Annotated in this window: 12 protein-coding genes, 1 tRNA gene and 2 pseudogenes; 6 read left to right on the plus strand and 9 right to left on the minus strand. The window is 57.4% G+C overall.

What is annotated here, in order from left to right:
• Positions 1-163: 163 nt before the first annotated feature.
• The 4 genes from HJD22_RS11770 to HJD22_RS11780 all read right to left on the minus strand — a co-directional run bounded on the left by HJD22_RS11770 (position 164) and on the right by HJD22_RS11780 (position 3,107).
• Entirely contained in the window at positions 164-1,441 is a 1,278-nt protein-coding gene (locus tag HJD22_RS11770) for a Y-family DNA polymerase (protein WP_208653627.1), read from the minus strand.
• Entirely contained in the window at positions 1,438-1,878 is a 441-nt protein-coding gene (locus HJD22_RS11775) for a LexA family transcriptional regulator (protein ID WP_248730234.1), read from the minus strand. The genes HJD22_RS11770 and HJD22_RS11775 overlap by 4 nt, the downstream gene beginning before the upstream one ends.
• A 268-nt stretch (positions 1,879-2,146) precedes the next feature.
• The gene (locus HJD22_RS18115; RefSeq protein ID WP_367947654.1) at positions 2,147-2,503 is read right to left on the minus strand and encodes a hypothetical protein; all 357 of its coding nucleotides are present in this window, start codon (positions 2,501-2,503) and stop codon (positions 2,147-2,149) included.
• Complete coding sequence (locus HJD22_RS11780) at positions 2,400-3,107, minus strand: hypothetical protein (RefSeq protein ID WP_217267756.1); 708 nt, start codon at positions 3,105-3,107, stop codon at positions 2,400-2,402. The genes HJD22_RS18115 and HJD22_RS11780 overlap by 104 nt, the downstream gene beginning before the upstream one ends.
• Between HJD22_RS11780 and HJD22_RS11785 the strand changes: the two are divergent.
• A pseudogene (locus HJD22_RS11785) lies at positions 3,108-3,530 on the plus strand (TrbI/VirB10 family protein); the annotation flags it as partial.
• Positions 3,527-3,741, plus strand: a pseudogene (locus HJD22_RS11790) (DUF2274 domain-containing protein). The pseudogenes HJD22_RS11785 and HJD22_RS11790, both read left to right, overlap by 4 nt.
• A gap of 50 nt (positions 3,742-3,791) precedes the next feature.
• On the opposite strand, the gene HJD22_RS11795 reads toward HJD22_RS11790, so the two are convergent.
• From HJD22_RS11795 to HJD22_RS11810, 4 genes are read right to left on the minus strand one after another with little or no spacing between them, the layout of a single operon-like run.
• Positions 3,792-4,823 carry a Wadjet anti-phage system protein JetD domain-containing protein gene (locus tag HJD22_RS11795; RefSeq protein ID WP_208654679.1) on the minus strand — a complete coding sequence of 344 codons (1,032 nt, stop codon included), beginning with the start codon at positions 4,821-4,823 and terminating at the stop codon, positions 3,792-3,794.
• Positions 4,824-4,847: 24 nt separating this feature from the next.
• On the minus strand, positions 4,848-9,284 hold the full coding sequence (locus HJD22_RS11800; RefSeq protein WP_208654680.1) for a hypothetical protein: 4,437 nt from the start codon (positions 9,282-9,284) through the stop codon (positions 4,848-4,850).
• A 2-nt stretch (positions 9,285-9,286) separates the two neighbouring features.
• Positions 9,287-10,111: a hypothetical protein gene (locus HJD22_RS11805; protein WP_217267757.1), complete on the minus strand. Its 825-nt coding sequence runs from the start codon at positions 10,109-10,111 to the stop codon at positions 9,287-9,289.
• Positions 10,112-10,113: 2 nt separating this feature from the next.
• Positions 10,114-11,583 carry a hypothetical protein gene (locus HJD22_RS11810; protein ID WP_208654681.1) on the minus strand — a complete coding sequence of 490 codons (1,470 nt, stop codon included), beginning with the start codon at positions 11,581-11,583 and terminating at the stop codon, positions 10,114-10,116.
• A gap of 154 nt (positions 11,584-11,737) precedes the next feature.
• On the opposite strand from HJD22_RS11810, the gene HJD22_RS11815 reads away from it, so the two are divergent.
• Positions 11,738-12,631, plus strand: a complete 894-nt coding sequence (locus tag HJD22_RS11815; protein ID WP_208654682.1) for a WYL domain-containing protein — start codon at positions 11,738-11,740, stop codon at positions 12,629-12,631.
• Between the two features lie 166 nt (positions 12,632-12,797).
• Here the strand turns inward: HJD22_RS11815 and HJD22_RS11820 are convergent, their stop codons facing one another.
• Positions 12,798-13,139 (minus strand): hypothetical protein, encoded by a 342-nt coding sequence (locus tag HJD22_RS11820; RefSeq protein WP_208654683.1) that lies wholly within the window; start codon positions 13,137-13,139, stop codon positions 12,798-12,800.
• A gap of 460 nt (positions 13,140-13,599) precedes the next feature.
• Between HJD22_RS11820 and HJD22_RS11825 the strand changes: the two genes are divergently transcribed.
• The 3 genes from HJD22_RS11825 (at position 13,600) to HJD22_RS11835 (ending at position 15,600) form a co-directional block, all read left to right on the plus strand.
• On the plus strand, positions 13,600-14,577 hold the full coding sequence (locus HJD22_RS11825; protein WP_208654684.1) for a biotin--[acetyl-CoA-carboxylase] ligase: 978 nt from the start codon (positions 13,600-13,602) through the stop codon (positions 14,575-14,577).
• On the plus strand, positions 14,574-15,413 hold the full coding sequence (locus HJD22_RS11830; RefSeq protein ID WP_208654685.1) for a type III pantothenate kinase: 840 nt from the start codon (positions 14,574-14,576) through the stop codon (positions 15,411-15,413). The genes HJD22_RS11825 and HJD22_RS11830 overlap by 4 nt, the downstream gene beginning before the upstream one ends.
• Before the next feature lie 103 nt (positions 15,414-15,516).
• Positions 15,517-15,600 (plus strand) — tRNA-Tyr (locus HJD22_RS11835).
• Positions 15,601-15,653: the final 53 nt, after the last annotated feature.

Here is a 15,653-nt window from a genome sequence, read left to right on the forward strand (position 1 = left end):
AGTTCCTCGAGCCGCCTGGCGGCCTCTCTGCACACCCGGCTGGCGGGTTTCGAGCGCAATTTTGCCAGGATCTCATCATCTGACATGGGGGCTGGGTACATGTCTGTCTCTCGTGTGCTAGATCACTACTCAATATCACTGGCATTCACCCGGCGCAACCGGGTCAGTCTCCCCTGACGGAAGGTAGTTCGTCCCATCGCGTTGACCATCTAGATGTGCGGTTGGCACAGCGCAGGTGCCATGCAGCACCAGGGCTAGGCATTCCCAGTCTGACGACGCCCCGTCCCATGCGCTGGTTCAGCATATCCATCGTTTGCATGAGGCGCTCGGCTCGGGCGCGATCGGCGTCGCTTTGCGGTGTGTCGAAGAGCGAGATCTGCTGGCGATTTTTGTCCGCCAGGTCCATCAACATCACGCCGCCTTTCATAAAGGCATAGCCAGGCTGGTAGATCTGATCCAGCGCATGGCGGGCAGCGGCGAGGATTGGCCGGCTATCATCCGTGGGGCGCTCAAGCTCGACGATCATGCTCGGCGAGTACTGTGGATCGAAGCGATGGGGGTTGGTCTTCAAAAAGACCATCACGGCTCTGGCCAAGCTGTTTTGCTGGCGGAGCTTTTCTGCCCCGCGCTGGGCGTGCTGCCGGATCGCCTGGCGTATCTCGCCCAGGTCTCGAGTCAGCTTGCCAAAGCTGCGCGATGTCATGATCCGCTGCTTGGGCTCGTCGGCATCGTTCATCTCGATGCACGGGATTCCCTTGAGTTCCAGCACAGTGCGCTCGAGCGTGACCGAGAAGCTCTTGCGGATGCGCTTTGGCTCAGCATTTCGCAAATCCCAGGCATTGTGAATGCCCATCACCGCGAGGCGCTCGACAAGGCGCCGGCCGACGCCCCAGATATCACCAGGCTCGGTGCGCTGCAGCAGGCCTTTTGTCTCGGCACTGTCAGGGGAAATGATGCAGACCCCGTCATAGGCAGGTATCTTCTTCGCCGCCCTGTTTGCGAGCTTGGATAGCGTTCGGGTGGGTGCCACGCCAATGCAGACCGGAATCCCTGTGCCGCGTCCGATCCTCTGGCGTAGCTCCAGGCATCGCTCTCTCAATGGGCCTATCTCGAATCCGTCGAAGCGTGCGAACATTTCATCGATGCTATACGGCTCTATCGCGGGAGAGTATTCGCGGATTATCGATTGCACCCTGCCGGACATGTCGCCGTAGAGCTCATAGTTCGAGGAGAGCAGCACTATCTTGCCCTGGCGCACCAAGTGCTGCAGCTCAAACGCCGGGGTGCCCATCTCGACGCCGAGCGCCTTGATCTCTGCTGACCGAGCGATCACGCAGCCGTCATTATTGCTGAGCACACCTACGGCCTTGCCCTCGAGCGCTGGGAGGAAAACTCGTTCGCACGATACGTAGAAGTTGTTGCAGTCGATGAGTGCGATCACTGGCGAAGGCTCCGTATCACGTGAGTGACGACGCCGATCACCTGACAATCGCAATTTCGGGGAGAGATGGGCTTGTAGTTCGGGTTACCGGAGAAGAGGAGAGGGATGTTGCCCTGCATGAGCTTATAGCGCTTGACCATGATCTCCCCATCCACGCAGACCACAATGTCTTGATCATGGTGAGGGCGTAGGGAGCTATCGACGACGAGCAGGTCCCCAGGGTAGATATGGTAGTCGAGCATACTGTCGCCATCGACGGTGGTGATAAAGGTGCTCAAGGGGCGCCTGACAAGCAGCTCATTGAGATCCATCGTCCGGCCTTCATAGTCTTGGGCCGGCGACGGAAACCCACTAATGCCCGCGCGGGTCAGTGTCAGGGGGAAGGGGAGATAGGCACGGGGCGGAGCAGGGTGGGCTGGGATGAGTGTCATTGGCATGATGGCCTCCTCTTACTGATACTGGTGATCCATACAGTATCTCGAAGAAGCGACGGGGGGAACCAGAAGGCGTGAAAAATAGGCGGGAACGAGTCAAAAGGCCATGAGTATAACGGGAAAGCGTTATACTGATGATCTCTAGCTAGTTGATTATAAAAGGGAATCAAGCCGTAATAGCCCGGTCTTGAAAACCGGCAAGGGTGAAAGCCCTTCCAGGGTTCGAATCCCTGTCCCTCCGCCATGGCGAAATACAACCAATTGGAAAACTCTAATCAGCAGTGCAACTAAAAGCGGGAGCTTTACATTCGCTATTGGGGCTGCGCGCTCCAACAAGGAGCACCTCCGCCTCCGTCGGCGCCCCCAAAGCCTTGAGGACATCGCGAGCGAGTATTTGAAGACTTATTCTGTAGTGCTCTTGGTATCCCCACATGAAAAGGTTGATGACTCGACCACCCATACTTAGCTCCACCTGCTTGCAGGCCGCACTGTCTTCACGGCGAATTCCTGTTTTTTGGCATCCCTCACCAAGTATTCCAGAGATCAATGCTGGCGTTGATAAATGTCTCCGCGTCAGAGCTTTCCCAACAAGTTGGCGTTCCACTACGGAGCAGGTAGTACTGCTCATTGGCACACACTAATTTAGTCTTGTCCGCTTCATTCTGGATCCAATTTATTGCGTTGACGAAGGAGTCCGCATAGCTGGAACTGAATTTGTCGCTCGGCACGTTATAGAGCAAGCCTTCAAGGTAGTATGATGGGGCGATTCCAGGTTGCAATGTGCCGTTATCAACGAGCTTGCTTCGAATATTCTTCAGGACGCGAACCATAGGTTTGAGCCATTGATTGCTGCCCTGATGCTTAACGGTCAGGTTTTGCGAATGCTGCTTCGGATAGTTGGCAATGAGTTCTCCTGCTCCATTGAAGAAACAGATACCCTCGATGTACTGCGCGTCATGGATGCTCTTGAAATTCCAATAACGCCGGAACTGCATCGCCGCGATGACATCGGCTTTCCGTCTGCTGCCATTCGCCGCTACGGCAATGGCCTTGTCTCCGACCTTGACGTCGGAGCCAAAACGGTCAGTAAGCGCCTTTATCACATCCTTCTTGTACTGGTCATATGCGTAAGTGGCCGGAATACGTGCCTGGTCATATATCGCTTTATCTTCAGGTGAAAGCGATGTCAGATCGCTGTAGTAGACATCGTCGAGTCGTATAACCACATCCACATCACTTTCCGACAGACCCGCGTGCAGGTGGTGTGGAACCGGGTGATCCTGCCGGACACGTCTTCGCTGATGCTGGACAACCTGGTCGGCACCGACCCGGCCGGGTATGCCGGCCTGGAGGATGGTGTCGATTGGCATTGGGATCGCATCTTCGCCGGTGCCGTGCTGACCACGCTGCTGGGCGTCGGCGCCGAACTGGCGGCCCCGGAGAACCGCCAGGACGGCGACCGGATCATCATTGCCGGCCGCGACAGCCTGCAAGACACGGTGAATCAGGTCGGCCAGGAAGTGACGCGCCGCAACCTCAACATCCAGCCCACGCTGACCAGCCGGCCTGGCTTGCCGGTGCGCATCATCGTCAGTCGGGATCTGGTGCTGCGGCCTTACCAGCCGGTAGCCTTCAATGGAGGAGCTTCAAAATGAGCACGACACGCAAGCTGCGGTTGGGGCCGCTGCCCAAGACCGAGATCAGCAAGCTGACCTTCGCCTGCCCAGCAAGCTTGAAGGCCGATCTGGACCGCTACGCAGCGCTGCACGCGCAGACCTATGGCGAGGCGGTCGATGCGGCGACGTTGATCCCGTATATGTTGGAGCGGGGGATCGAGGGTTCAAGAGAACAATCGCCACGACCTGAAGTAGGGGCTATGAAATTTTGGAAAAGGGGAAGATTGTTGCCTGACCGCCTCAGCTGTCGGTCACACCTTCTTGAGGCAGTCGCTGGTGGGTTGCCATTAGCGACTTCATTTCTCGTACAACAAAGCACGGCATCCAGTCGCACAGCGACTCAAAATCAAACCGTTCGTTGTTGGCATTTCCTTCAGGCGTGACTAGACGATTGAGGATCAGCTTATCATAGAGCCACTCATCCAATTGCAGACTGATACCGTAGGCATCAAGCAGCTTGCAGCGTAGTTGATAGGCAATTTTCAAGCCCGCAACATCCAGGTCACCAAAATAGAGTAGTTGCTTTATCTGTTCTTCCTCAAGAAGTTGTGACACGCACTCTGCTTGGCCTGACACTTTGTTACCCGCGCCGTAAATTACCAGTGACCAGCGTGTCTGGTCGCGATTGATTTGGCACAACCGGTAATACACATCGGAGTTTTCAACGATGACAGCCGGGAGGTTGGGGTGGCCTGATGATTCATACGGTAGCGGCGGTGCCCGTCGAATGGCACCCATGTCAGCCAGAGTCAGGGAGACATGCGTCCAGCCGTTGGGCGGCATGGAATCCAGTGCTTTTTCATCCCCAAAGATCAGCAGCGCCCGCTCGCGGTGTCCGAGCGTGTCAGGAAACAGCGGTTTGCCGTACTCGGTCTGACGAAACAGGTACGCATTGAGCTGCTGCAAGCGTTCCTTGATCGGTGGTGTGAGCTGCCCTGTAATGCGTTGCGCCAACCAGGGATGCCAGGCGACGTCTGGCGCCGTCTTCGCAGGGGCTGCGGTGCCTTCGTAAACAAAGACGTTTGGCAGGCGGAGGCCTCGCCAATAGGTCTGCCAGCTGGCTTCGCGCTTGGGCTGAGCTCGCCAGTCACCCTCGAGCAGTTGCGCAATCGCCTGATCCAGCAGGTCGGGGGTGTCATGGCTCAAGGCTTCCTGGTGGTGTGCGCGCAACACCTCATCCAGTACCGCCTTGGCCTTCACCGTGCGAGCCCCCTTGCCGGCAGCAAGACAGTGTCTGTTGGTGGTTGACTCCAGTCGGGATAGCCACGTCATTACGTCACTCATAGCACGCCTACCTTACAAGACCGTAACGGGCTGTGGTTTGGCGACCAAGGAGGCCGCCCACAACGCTTGGCGGTCGTTATCAACAGTCACCAGATCACGCCGCTTCAGCTTCTGAACCTTGTTCAGGAAGAGGTGGTTATCAAACATCGACTGGGCATTTTCGTCCGAAATACCGGTCAAGTAGATGAGCTGGATATTGTAGGCCTTGGCCATCTGCGTCTGAATTCGCATCAGGTCATCGGCATTCGATTTGCCCAGCGGGTTGTCGGCCAGCAAGAAGCCTGCACTCGAAATACCCGTGTCGTACTCTCGCACCTTGCCGACCGTCACAAACAACAGGAAAGCGGATGTGAGTCGCTGCCCCCCAGAGCCCTCCAGCCGAGTGATATGGGTCCATTGTGGCCGACTGGCGTTCGTCTTCAACAGACGTACCTCCAGCGCCCCTTCGCCGAACACCGACTGAACCAGATCGGCCGTCAGGGTGTCCCTGTTGGGCGCGCGGGGCACCTGACCCTTGGCGATCCAGTATTGTAAGCGGGCACTGGCAAAGCCCCTGAGATCGGTGGTGAGGTCATTCAGCCGGTCCGTTATTTTCACAATGGGACGGCCGGGCAGAACGGGGCAGTCGTCCGGGATTCTGACTGACTTGGCACGCTTGAGCAGCTTAATCGCCCCTTCCAGATGAGCGGTCAGGTGGGTAACGGTCAGATCAATCGAGCGCTGAAACTGCTCCAGGCTATCCTGCACTGCGTCAAATACCTGCGTGATCCCCGTGCCGACCCGATCCAGATCGCCCAGCACCTCGTGATAGGTCGCGATCGCATCCAGTTGTCGCAAGTATTCCTGGCTGGCACGAACGTCCGGGTCCTTGGCCGATTCTTCTTCGATCCGTTTGCGGAAGTGTCCCCAGACTGTGGCTACACGTACATCTTGTTGCTTCAGCGTTTCTTTCAACTGCGCGTACGTTTGGCATTGGGTACGCAGTGTATCGGCATACTCAGCGATGTTCAGGATCTTGGCAGGCAGACCCGCCGCTGAGGTCGGCGTGATGGGCTGGATCATTGCCTGAGCTGTTTTGGCGCTCTGTAGCTGCTCCTTCACATCCTCGATCTTTTTCGACTGGAGCGTCTGCTGTTCCTGCAGGCGTTTGAGCTGGTGCTTGGTTTCATGGAGATTGTCGACGATTTCGACTAGAGACGTCCGGATCGCTTCGATCTCGGTGGGCTGCGCTTCCCACACAAAGCCTTCGTCCAGCGCCTCGCGCGCCTCCTCGCATTTCTCGGTCAAATTATGCAGAGTGGCCTGCGCCGTAATCTGACGCTGCGTGAATTGCCGCTGCTGCGTCTCGAGCTGCGCAATGCGGTCGTTAATCAACGCCAGATCACTGATGGCCGCCGTTTTGATCGCATCCGGATGCGCTTGGTAGGCTGAATGTGCTGACAGCCGATCAAATGCGTCACGTTGCGCCTGCTCAGCATCTTTCCGCTGCTGCTTGAGCGCCGTTACCTGATCGCCTTGGGCTGCCTCTAGCAATTGCTTGTGCGCCTGAGCGGCCGCCTCATGCGCATTTTGAGGGCTCCGATCGGCGACACCCTCGGTCGCCGTAATCCCCGAATAGAATGCATTGTTGCGCAGGCGGTCCCACTCGCCGATCTGTATGCTGATTCGGGTGCTCTCGGTGCGCTTGATCTCCGCAACCCGGTCTTTCTGCACCAGTTCATCACTTTGGTGCTCGAGGGCTTCTTTGCTCCGCTGAATCTGTCCGGCCAGTTGATCCAGCTTAATCATCGCGGCTTCGTGTGCCGCCCATTCCGTGTCAACAAACCGAGTCAGCGTATCATGCACTTTTTCGGCTTGACTGCGCTGCTTCTGGGCGCTTTCAAATTGCGCTTGAGCTTGCGCTTTTTCGCCGCGCAGTTTCTGCTCATGCTGCTGTGCCTGCTCCAGTTTGGCATCGGCTTGTGCTAGTGCTGAGCGGGCCTGATCGTGCTGTTCAATCAGGCTCGACCAATGTCTGCCGTGTTGGTTGTGGTGCAGGCGCCAATCACTCATGAAGGACTCCAGTGTATTGAGGGCACTTTTCGCTGCCTTCACACTGGCCTCTTGTGAAGCCACAATGTTCTCTAGCTCCTGCAGCCGTGCTTCGTAGGCGGCCTGGCTATAGCCGTGCTTGTCGGGGTTTGAGAGCACGACCTGTACTGAGTCGGGCGTCATTCCTCGGAGGTCTTGCGCTTCATCCAGCCGATGAATGGCGACGGGCCCCCCTTTCCAGGGCAGTGCCTCACTGATTTCGCTGACCTGAGCGAATGTCGCTTCATCGAGTGTGACTAGGCTCAGATACCGGCCCGGGTTTTGGTCAATCACCGCAGCGATGCGCTGCGCATCGTCGTTGAAGGCGGAAGCCAGGTAGTGAGGGAAGGCCCAAATCTTGTCTCGCGCAATGCCCGCCGCATAAAACGCCTTGAGCGCCTGATTAATTTGCTTGGTGACCAGTTCGTGGCCCGTGAGCTTTAACTCATTCAGTTCGTGCTGGGCTTCCAGCAGGCGCTGTTTCATCCCATTCAGCGTTTGCGTGTCTGCGTTCAACACCTCGCTGATCTGCGATCCGCACAGCGCGCTGTGCCAGTTGGTATCCTCAAGACCAAGGGCGCGCTGGGTCGGCGCGGGGAGCGCCTGATAGCCTTCGGCCAAAGCCCGTGCGCTGTCTACTGCCGCCAGGTGCTTTTGCTCTGCGTGGGTGAACGCCTGCTGGGCTTGGCTTTGTGCCACCGAGGCCTTTCCCACCACCTGCTGATGCGCTTCCAGCGCCTGCTCGGCCTTACCTGAGGCGATCTTGGCTTGAGCCTCGACCTGCTCTGAGTCACGCAAGACCGACCCCTGTCGGTGCTGGGCGGCCGCAGGGGTTTCCCCTGTCTGGATCAGCCCCTCTTCGCACAGCGCATCCCGCCGTGATTCGCCTTTGCGCTTGTCCTGCCGGCACTGGTTGCTCTCCGACTCCAGGCTGCCAAGCTTCTTCTGCAGCTTGCCACAGGACTGCTTGAGGGCGTCGCTTTCCTTGTAGAGCTGTGTCAGCGCCTCCGTGATCTCGACCTCCTGCTGGCGATGGTCGCTGATCGCCAGCTCCAGCACGCCCAGCGCCTCGCCAGCGGTGCGCTCGAAGATCACCTGCAGGGGTTTTTCTGTTTCGCTTTGGAAAACCTTCAGGTCCTCATCCGCCTGGAGGTACGCATCTTGAGCCTTCGCATAGGCTTTGTAGTCTATGGCGGTGCGTGTGATCTGCAACTGACGCTGACAGGTGTCGGCCTCGTCTTGGAGTGCGGCGACTTTGGCTTGCTGTTCGTTGAGCTGATGCAGCGCGAAATCGTGCTCAAGCAGGGCCTTGCGCTTGCCTTGCATGTCGCGGTGAGACGCTGTCTGGTCAATCTCTTTCTGCAGTCTTTCCACTTGTTCTCCGAGCCGGGCTTGCTCTGTCTGAGTGTCCTCAATAAAGGCCGTGAGATCACGCATCGTCTCGCGGAAGCCGTCATCCATCTGCCGTTGCTGCGTCTGGGCGCTTTCCAGCTGTCGGGCCGGCTCAATAAACGCCTGCCAGTTCGCCAGCACATCCCTCAGGAAGGATTCGTTACGGCGAATCGCTTCCAGCTCACCCTGGCGCTCGACCTCGTGCGCCACCAGTTCACGCAGCTGCTCTGTGGTGTTCTTGGACATGGTGCATTCGAAGAAGGCGCCGAGGAAATCTTGCTCAGTTTTGTAATCAATGAACTTGGTCAGTCCGCCCTCTTCGGAGTTGAAGGTGACCATCGTTTTGATGAGATCAATATTGATCCGCTGCTCCAGCAAAAACGCGCGCCATTCTTTGATCACCCGGGTTTTGCGCCAGTGCACACCGCCGTCGCCACCCGCCTTGAGATTGAGCCAGCCGTCAAAGCTGTGCAGGGTGTTGGCGTAGGGACGCAGCTCGGGATTGTGCTCGGCGCGCGAGTATGAGGGCACTTCGTCAAACGGGGTGTCCAGCAGGGAGTCGGGCGCGTCACAGATAAACAGAACGCGGTCTACATCATCTCCACGGCGCTGGTGGGCGTGTCCCAGCAGCAGGGTTTGGCCGGTTTCATTGACCATCTCCACCAGGATGACAGACAGCTCCTGATGGAAGTAATTGCGGTAGTGGTATTCACTCTGGCGACGATTGGCCAGGTACTGGGTGAAGTCGTTGACGGACGCCTCAAATACCGATAACAGCAATGCGATGTAGGTGGACTTGCCGCCTCCGTTCACCAGTTGCTGATAGGTGCTGGTCACGGCCTTCGCGTTCTTGGCGGGGGTGCTGCGTGCTGCGCCAGCAGGCTGATCGGCCGCCTGAGCCAGGCCAATGTAGTCCAGCGTGAGGTCTTTGTAGAAGGCCTCTTCGTGGCCCGCACCATCCATATAGACCCGTTTAATCAGCCACATGACTAGACCTCCAGCGAGTGTTGAGTGTTAGCGGTTTCGACGAGGTCGGGCGGCTGCTCCCCTGTCGCGGGATCTATATCCATCACAAAGCGCACTGTCTCTTCGATGCCGGTATGGCGCAGATAGTGTTTGAGCTTCTGGGTCGGGTACCAGTCGGATTCTCCCGACAGGCTGCTGTCCTCGGCCAGGAAGCCTTCTTCCTGCAGCAGCTGTATCCAGCGCATCGCCATTTCCGTTTGCGAGCGGATACTGGAGACGCGCCCCACCTTCTCGTCGTGGATGCGGGGGATGCGTTCTTCCTGCACAAACCGGGCAGCCAAGAGCAGGCCGTCCACCGCATCGTCGTCCTCAGCTTTGCGTTGAGCGATCACCTGGTCGGCAACGTCGTTGAGCTTGATCACCACCGAAGCGGCATTGGTGCCGCTGGTTTGACCGGACTCGACCCGAACCGCATCGGGATTGGGAAACATATCAGCCAGCAACGCGATCAGGGTTAATCCCGCGAAGAGGCGCTGTTCCTTGCGCTCTTTGCTCATTTGCTCGGCTACGGTTTCAGGCAGCAGGCGCTTATTCAGCCAGCCCAGGGTGGGGGCATAAGGGCCACGACCATCCGTAGTCAGCAATACCCCGTATGTCTCGTGGATGCCGAGGTAACGCAATTTCATGCCGGCCGCGACGCCACGGATAATTTCAGAGAACAGAACGTCGCCCTGGAGATCCAGTGCTCGCTGAATCGGCTCATCCCCCATCTTGTACCCCAATGAACTCATGATCGCCTGCGTGGCGATCTCGGCGTAGCGTTTAGCCTGTTGATGCATGTCGTACATAACTATTCCTCAAAGGGCAGTGCGGGGGCGGCTGTCAGTAGAATGATATTGTCAGCCCGCCAGAGCGCTGTTTCGATAGGGTCGTCGTCCACATCCACCTCGATGGTGGGGTCGCTGTTGGCCGCTAAGCTGCCGATGTGGAGCAAGCAGACCTGTTGCTCCAGTTCGGACAATTCGCCGTTCGCGTAGGCGTCAAACACATCAGCAAAACTGACGCGACCCCGATCCTTCAAACGGTCACTAACCCAGTCGCTGCAGTGCCTAACTACCGAATCTGGAATACCGCGCAGGGTGGCTTCAATGGCAACGGGCTGCTCGGTGGGGTCCTGGATCTCGCGCGGAAGCACTTGCTCGAACTGATCGAGATACAGGTTCAGCACTGCCTCAAGGTCGAGCAGGGTGTGTAGGTCGTCATCCTGGCTTCTGGGAGCCAGCAGGCGCGCGACCAGCTCATCCATTCCTTGTTCGGCGGTCGCTGGGGCATGGGCCAGTAAGGGCTTGAGTGCACCTTTTTCCAGAGTCTCCCGAAACAGGGTGTTGTCTCTGGGAATGATTAGCTTCAGGCGAGCCCGCTCAAAATCCTTGTTCACGTCGTGCAAGCGATCTTGATAGCTCAGCGTGAAGGCGCTGACCTCGGCAAAAATCTCCTGCGCCTTGCGCAGCTTGTGTAGCTTGTCGGAGTGCAATTCCGAGCGTCCATCAGCCAGCATTTCGGTAATGGTCGACAGGGTGTTCTGAATATGCTCCAGCACTTCCTGAGTCTTATCAAAGGAGTCGCTGAGTACGGGACGGATATCATGCGCATAGGATGTACTCAAATCACCCGACTGGGCGGCGCGTACTTTCATCCGCATCCCAATCAGGTATTGCTCCAACTGCCGCTGGGTTGACTGGATCTGCTGTACCGCCTTATCGATCTCGCCACGACGGATGGTTTTGAGCGTTCGCCAAGCCAGAATAGCAGCACGCTCTATCGGCGTTTCGTCCAGACGCAGAGTGTAGAACAACATTCCTTCATCGGTCAGTGACCAGAGAATGTCATCGGAGCTGATTACCTGATCGTGGCGTATCAGGCGAACCACCTGCTCATCTGAATGAACTCGCTCGATGAAGTCGTAGTATCGGAGACGGAAAGGGTCTTTGATCGCCGCAAAAACCCTGCCTGCCACCAGCTCGTAATCGGACGATCTCTGTTCTGGATACGCCTCCGCCAGATGCTCAATCAAGCAAAATTCCGCCTCTTTGCGGGTCATGCCCGGTTGGCGCTCACGGTCAGCGTAGTAAAGCATGGCGTCGAAGAGGTGCATGATGGCAGCGAGGGCATCAAAGTCGATTCCGTCGAACGGCTTACGCTGTAGGGCGCTATAGATTGAATCCAGCGTCCGCACGACTAGCAGCGCATGAGACTGAATGGTTAGCTCACGACGCGCCATGGATTCATTACGAGCCTGCTCCAGAAACTCTAGCGACATAATCTCCTCCAACTGAGAGGAATTACTATAGTGCAGGATGCTGGTTTATGCAAAGTAACTTTGCTATTTATTATAAAGTTACAATATTATTTGTCTTGTTTCCGGTCACCTTCTATACTTGGTCCGCACATCAGATTGAAACTGAATAGCCCGTATGCATTACTCAACGTTTCTCGATAAGCACAAAACATCTCTCAGTCACGCGCAGTGGTTGCGTTTACGCTATATCGAGCGTCAGTTGCTGTGGGAGCGAAAAGTCACTTCGCGCATGATTGCGGAAGAGTTTGGTGTCTCGCCGCAGCAGGCCCGTACCGATGTTCGAGCCTACCTGGAGTTAGCGCCAAGTAACGTTCTCGAGCAATGCGGTGGCCGCAAGGGGTATTTTCCCAGCGCTACGTTTTCACCTGTTTTACTGGGGGATAATGACTTGGTATGGCGTGCGTCGGCGGAGTTTCAACCACCGCAAGCGGCCCATGCGCAGGAAATTCCGATCATCCATCGCGCAGTACCTAGCCGCACGCTGGCGGTTTTTCTGTCTGCGATCGAACAGCAGGGCCAGGTACAAGCGACCTATGCGTCAATGGAAAACCCGGAAGGCACGTCTCGCACACTAACTCCCACGGTCATTATCACCGTCAATGGGCGTCAGCATGTGCGTGCCTATGACTGGGGTAGCTCGGCGTTTAAAGACTTTGTTTTGGCGCGATTCCTGGGCTTGCCGGAACTGATTGCCCCAGCAATAACCCCGGAGCATGAAGACACGGCGTGGGAGGTCGCGATCCCTGTGCGCTTTATTGTCAATCCGGCTTTAAGCAAGACGCAGCAGGGGGTGATTGAGCGGGACTATCTGCTCGATCCACGTGAGTTCAGCATTCGTGCGCCGATGATTTTTTATTTGTGTCCCGAGAACAACTTGCCTAAAACCGACGATGAGTATGCACAGGCTACTGATCCCGGCGGTCAAGGCCCCTTTGTCTACCCTGTTCTCGCTGTGCACGCCCAAACAGGTGAGCCCATTCACAAGTACCGCCATGCAGGCGAGCGATAGCCCTTCTGTTTGCTAATTTGTTGCCATGTGCTGTTACTGGGCGGGTGGTGACTTGAGTAGCCGTACTGGCGGCGTACAGAATTAAAAGCCCACCATGAAAGAATTCATGGTGGGCTTCATTATGGATCCTGGGGGCTAACACCTTGGCCGTGAGGCCCCGTTATTTTTACGTCGGTAACAGCCCGTCCGGAGTCTTAGCCCTGGATGGCGATGTTGAACCATCGGCCAGTTCGATCAACCCGCTTGTCTCGGATTTCGTCATCGCCGGACGAGTGCGGTTTGCGTGGAAGAACTTCGCAACAGACTGAACGTCGGTGGCGGTAAAGGTCTCCGGATCGCTCAGATTGTTTCGCTGCGAGTTTTCTGTCAACTGAGCGGCGATGGCTGAGTCCGCGACGCCCTTTTTTCGCGCAGATACGACGCGCGCAGCAGAATGCCCAGCACGGTCAATCTGATCGCTCGTCAACGTTTCCCAAATGTCGACGGCCTTATCAAGTTTCTTGCCCATGGACCGCCCCCTTATGCCGAATGGTCGAGTAAAGCCATCAGCTAGATGGCAGCATGGTGTCTGACACTACTGTAGCCTACGAGCCACTACGCTACCATGACAAAGTTTACCGCTACTGCACGATCCTGCTCGCTTTCTTGGGGCTCCTATATGGCTCCCTGGCCACAACGCTGCACTTCCTTCAAGCGGCCAGAGACAGAGCTAACCTCTTGCTCCGCATATGGTTTTAAGTCTCGTGTTTCTTTCACGAAAGGCTTGATGTCGGCCATTTTTTATGGCCGGGGGGGGATAGGGCAGATTGGCCAGCCACCATGCCCACCGCCGCGATACGGACCAGCATCTCTTGCCTGCCCCAGGGTGTCTGCTTATGCAGCAAAAAGCTAACCACTTTGGTCGCTAACGTTCCCGGCGGTGGGTGGCATCCGATAGAATGGGCGTTTTCCCATCAAGGGCAGTTGTCATGACCATTGGTGAGCTGATTCGCTTGATGAGCGACGGCGATTTTCATTCCGGTGAGCAGTTGGGCGAACAGCTTGGGGTGTCGCGCACGGCGATCTGGAAGCAGCTCAAGAAGCTCGAGGCGATGGGAATTCCACTGGAAGCCGTCAAGGGGCTCGGCTATCGATTGGCGGAGCCCATGGAGCTGCTGGAGGGTTCGACGATTGTCGCTCACCTGCCGAGCCATGGCCGGCGCCATCTCGCCCGCCTTTTCGTCAAAGAGAACCTGCCCTCGTCGAATCTTTTCCTTCGTGACCGTTTTACTCAGGGTGCGGGGCATGGCGAGGTGTGCCTGGCGGAGTCGCAGACGCAGGGGCGCGGTCGGCGTGGTCGCTCCTGGGTCAGCCCATGGGGAAGGGGGCTGCTGATGTCGCTGGGATGGCGTTTCGAGAGTGGGGCCAGCGTTCTAGAGGGTCTGAGCCTCGCGGTCGGTGTGGTGGTGGCCGAGGTGCTCGAGCGACATGGCTTGAAGGTAATGCTCAAGTGGCCCAACGACGTATTGCTCATGTGCGATGGGAAGCCACACAAGCTGGCGGGCATACTGCTTGAGGTAAGTGGCGACCTAGAAGGGCCATGCGAGGTGGTGATCGGCCTGGGGCTCAACGTGACGTTGCCGGCCGAGCGCAGTGGTATCGATCAGCCCGTGGCGGCGGTACATGACGTCGCTCCCCAACTTTCCCGCAATCAGTTGGCAGCTGAGTTGATCACGGGGCTTCTCGAGATGCTGGTTCGCTTTGAACAGCAGGGCTTTGCTGCCTGGCAGGAGGCCTGGAGTCAGCGTAATGCCCATGCTGGACAGGAGGTGGATGTGATACAGGGTGACCGACGTCGGGTCGCGAGAGTGGAGGGCATCGATGGGTCGGGAAATCTCATGGTGACGAGTGAAGGCAGAGTTGAGCGACTGGCAGGTGGCGAAATCAGTGTGCGTGGCCGCCAATGATTCTGGATCTCGACATCGGCAATACACTCTCCAAGTGGCGCCTCAAGGATAGCGACAGCAGTGAGATCCGCTCGCGTGGTGCGGTCTGGACGCGTGAAGAGTGGCGGCCGGGCTCGGATATCCCTGACCTGGACGTGGTCGAGGCAGTGCGTATCTCGAGTGTGGCGCGGCAGGCGGTTCTTCGAGAGACCGTGGCCCTGCTGCATCGCCGGGTAGGGGTGGTGCATGTCGCGCGCTCCGTGCCCGAGGCACTTGGGGTGATTAACGGCTATCGAGACCCGGCCAGGCTGGGGGTGGACCGCTGGATGGGGGCGCTGGCCAGCTACCAGCTGGTGGGCGGCTGCTGCAGCGTTGACTGTGGCAGCGCGATTACCATCGACTTCGTGTTACCGGGAGGGCGACACCTGGGAGGATATATCTTGCCAGGCTTGCGGCTAATGAAGGAGAGCCTGAAGCTTGGCACCCGCAATGTGGCAATTGACCCGGACAGTGAAGCCGATGAGTTACTTGCGCCAGGCAGGAATACCGTGGAGGCGGTCAACCATGGTATCTTCATGGCAGCGGTGAGCGCCGTAAACCGCATCTACAGCGAGGTGTGCGATCGTGAAGGGGTGGCATTGCCCTTGCTGCTGACGGGGGGCGATGCTCGCGTCGTCTCGCAGGGCCTGCGGGTTCCCCACGCCCTGTGGCCTGACATGGTGTATGGTGGCCTGGAAGCGTGCTTTCCGATGACAGTGGCCGAGAGGGCGGGCAAGATGTCGGGCGCACCGGAGGTGCCGGCACCGGTTGCCCTGGAAAAAATTCGCGCAAGCCTTGCATTATCCCTGCTGCTTTGACACAATTTCGCGCGTTCACAGTGACCAGCCAGCTGGTAGGTTGGAATTTTGCTTGCTAAGCAGTTGACAGCATTGTGAAAAGCGGTAGAATTAGCCGCGGCCTGGAGGGGTTCCCGAGTGGCCAAAGGGAGCAGACTGTAAATCTGCCGCGAAAGCTTCGAAGGTTCGAATCCTTCCCCCTCCACCAGTTTCGCCGAGACGCCTTGTCGTTCGTGATAGTGTGAGTTCGGCAGCGAAAGT

It is taken from the genome of Halomonas sp. TA22, from assembly GCF_013009075.1.
Classification (GTDB): Bacteria; Pseudomonadota; Gammaproteobacteria; order Pseudomonadales; family Halomonadaceae; genus TA22.

Excerpts from the sequence above, each read along its gene's own strand:
- HJD22_RS11810 (WP_208654681.1), bottom strand. The coding sequence starts at position 11,583 with ATGTCGCTAGAGTTTCTGGAGCAGGCTCGTAATGAATCCATGGCGCGT.
- HJD22_RS11800 (WP_208654680.1), bottom strand. The coding sequence starts at position 9,284 with ATGTGGCTGATTAAACGGGTCTATATGGATGGTGCGGGCCACGAAGAG.
- HJD22_RS18115 (WP_367947654.1), bottom strand. The coding sequence starts at position 2,503 with ATGAGCAGTACTACCTGCTCCGTAGTGGAACGCCAACTTGTTGGGAAA.
- HJD22_RS11815 (WP_208654682.1), top strand. The coding sequence starts at position 11,738 with ATGCATTACTCAACGTTTCTCGATAAGCACAAAACATCTCTCAGTCAC.
- HJD22_RS11830 (WP_208654685.1), top strand. The coding sequence starts at position 14,574 with ATGATTCTGGATCTCGACATCGGCAATACACTCTCCAAGTGGCGCCTC.
- HJD22_RS11820 (WP_208654683.1), bottom strand. The coding sequence starts at position 13,139 with ATGGGCAAGAAACTTGATAAGGCCGTCGACATTTGGGAAACGTTGACG.
- HJD22_RS11805 (WP_217267757.1), bottom strand. The coding sequence starts at position 10,111 with ATGTACGACATGCATCAACAGGCTAAACGCTACGCCGAGATCGCCACG.
- HJD22_RS11795 (WP_208654679.1), bottom strand. The coding sequence starts at position 4,823 with ATGACGTGGCTATCCCGACTGGAGTCAACCACCAACAGACACTGTCTT.
- HJD22_RS11775 (WP_248730234.1), bottom strand. The coding sequence starts at position 1,878 with ATGCCAATGACACTCATCCCAGCCCACCCTGCTCCGCCCCGTGCCTAT.
- HJD22_RS11825 (WP_208654684.1), top strand. The coding sequence starts at position 13,600 with ATGACCATTGGTGAGCTGATTCGCTTGATGAGCGACGGCGATTTTCAT.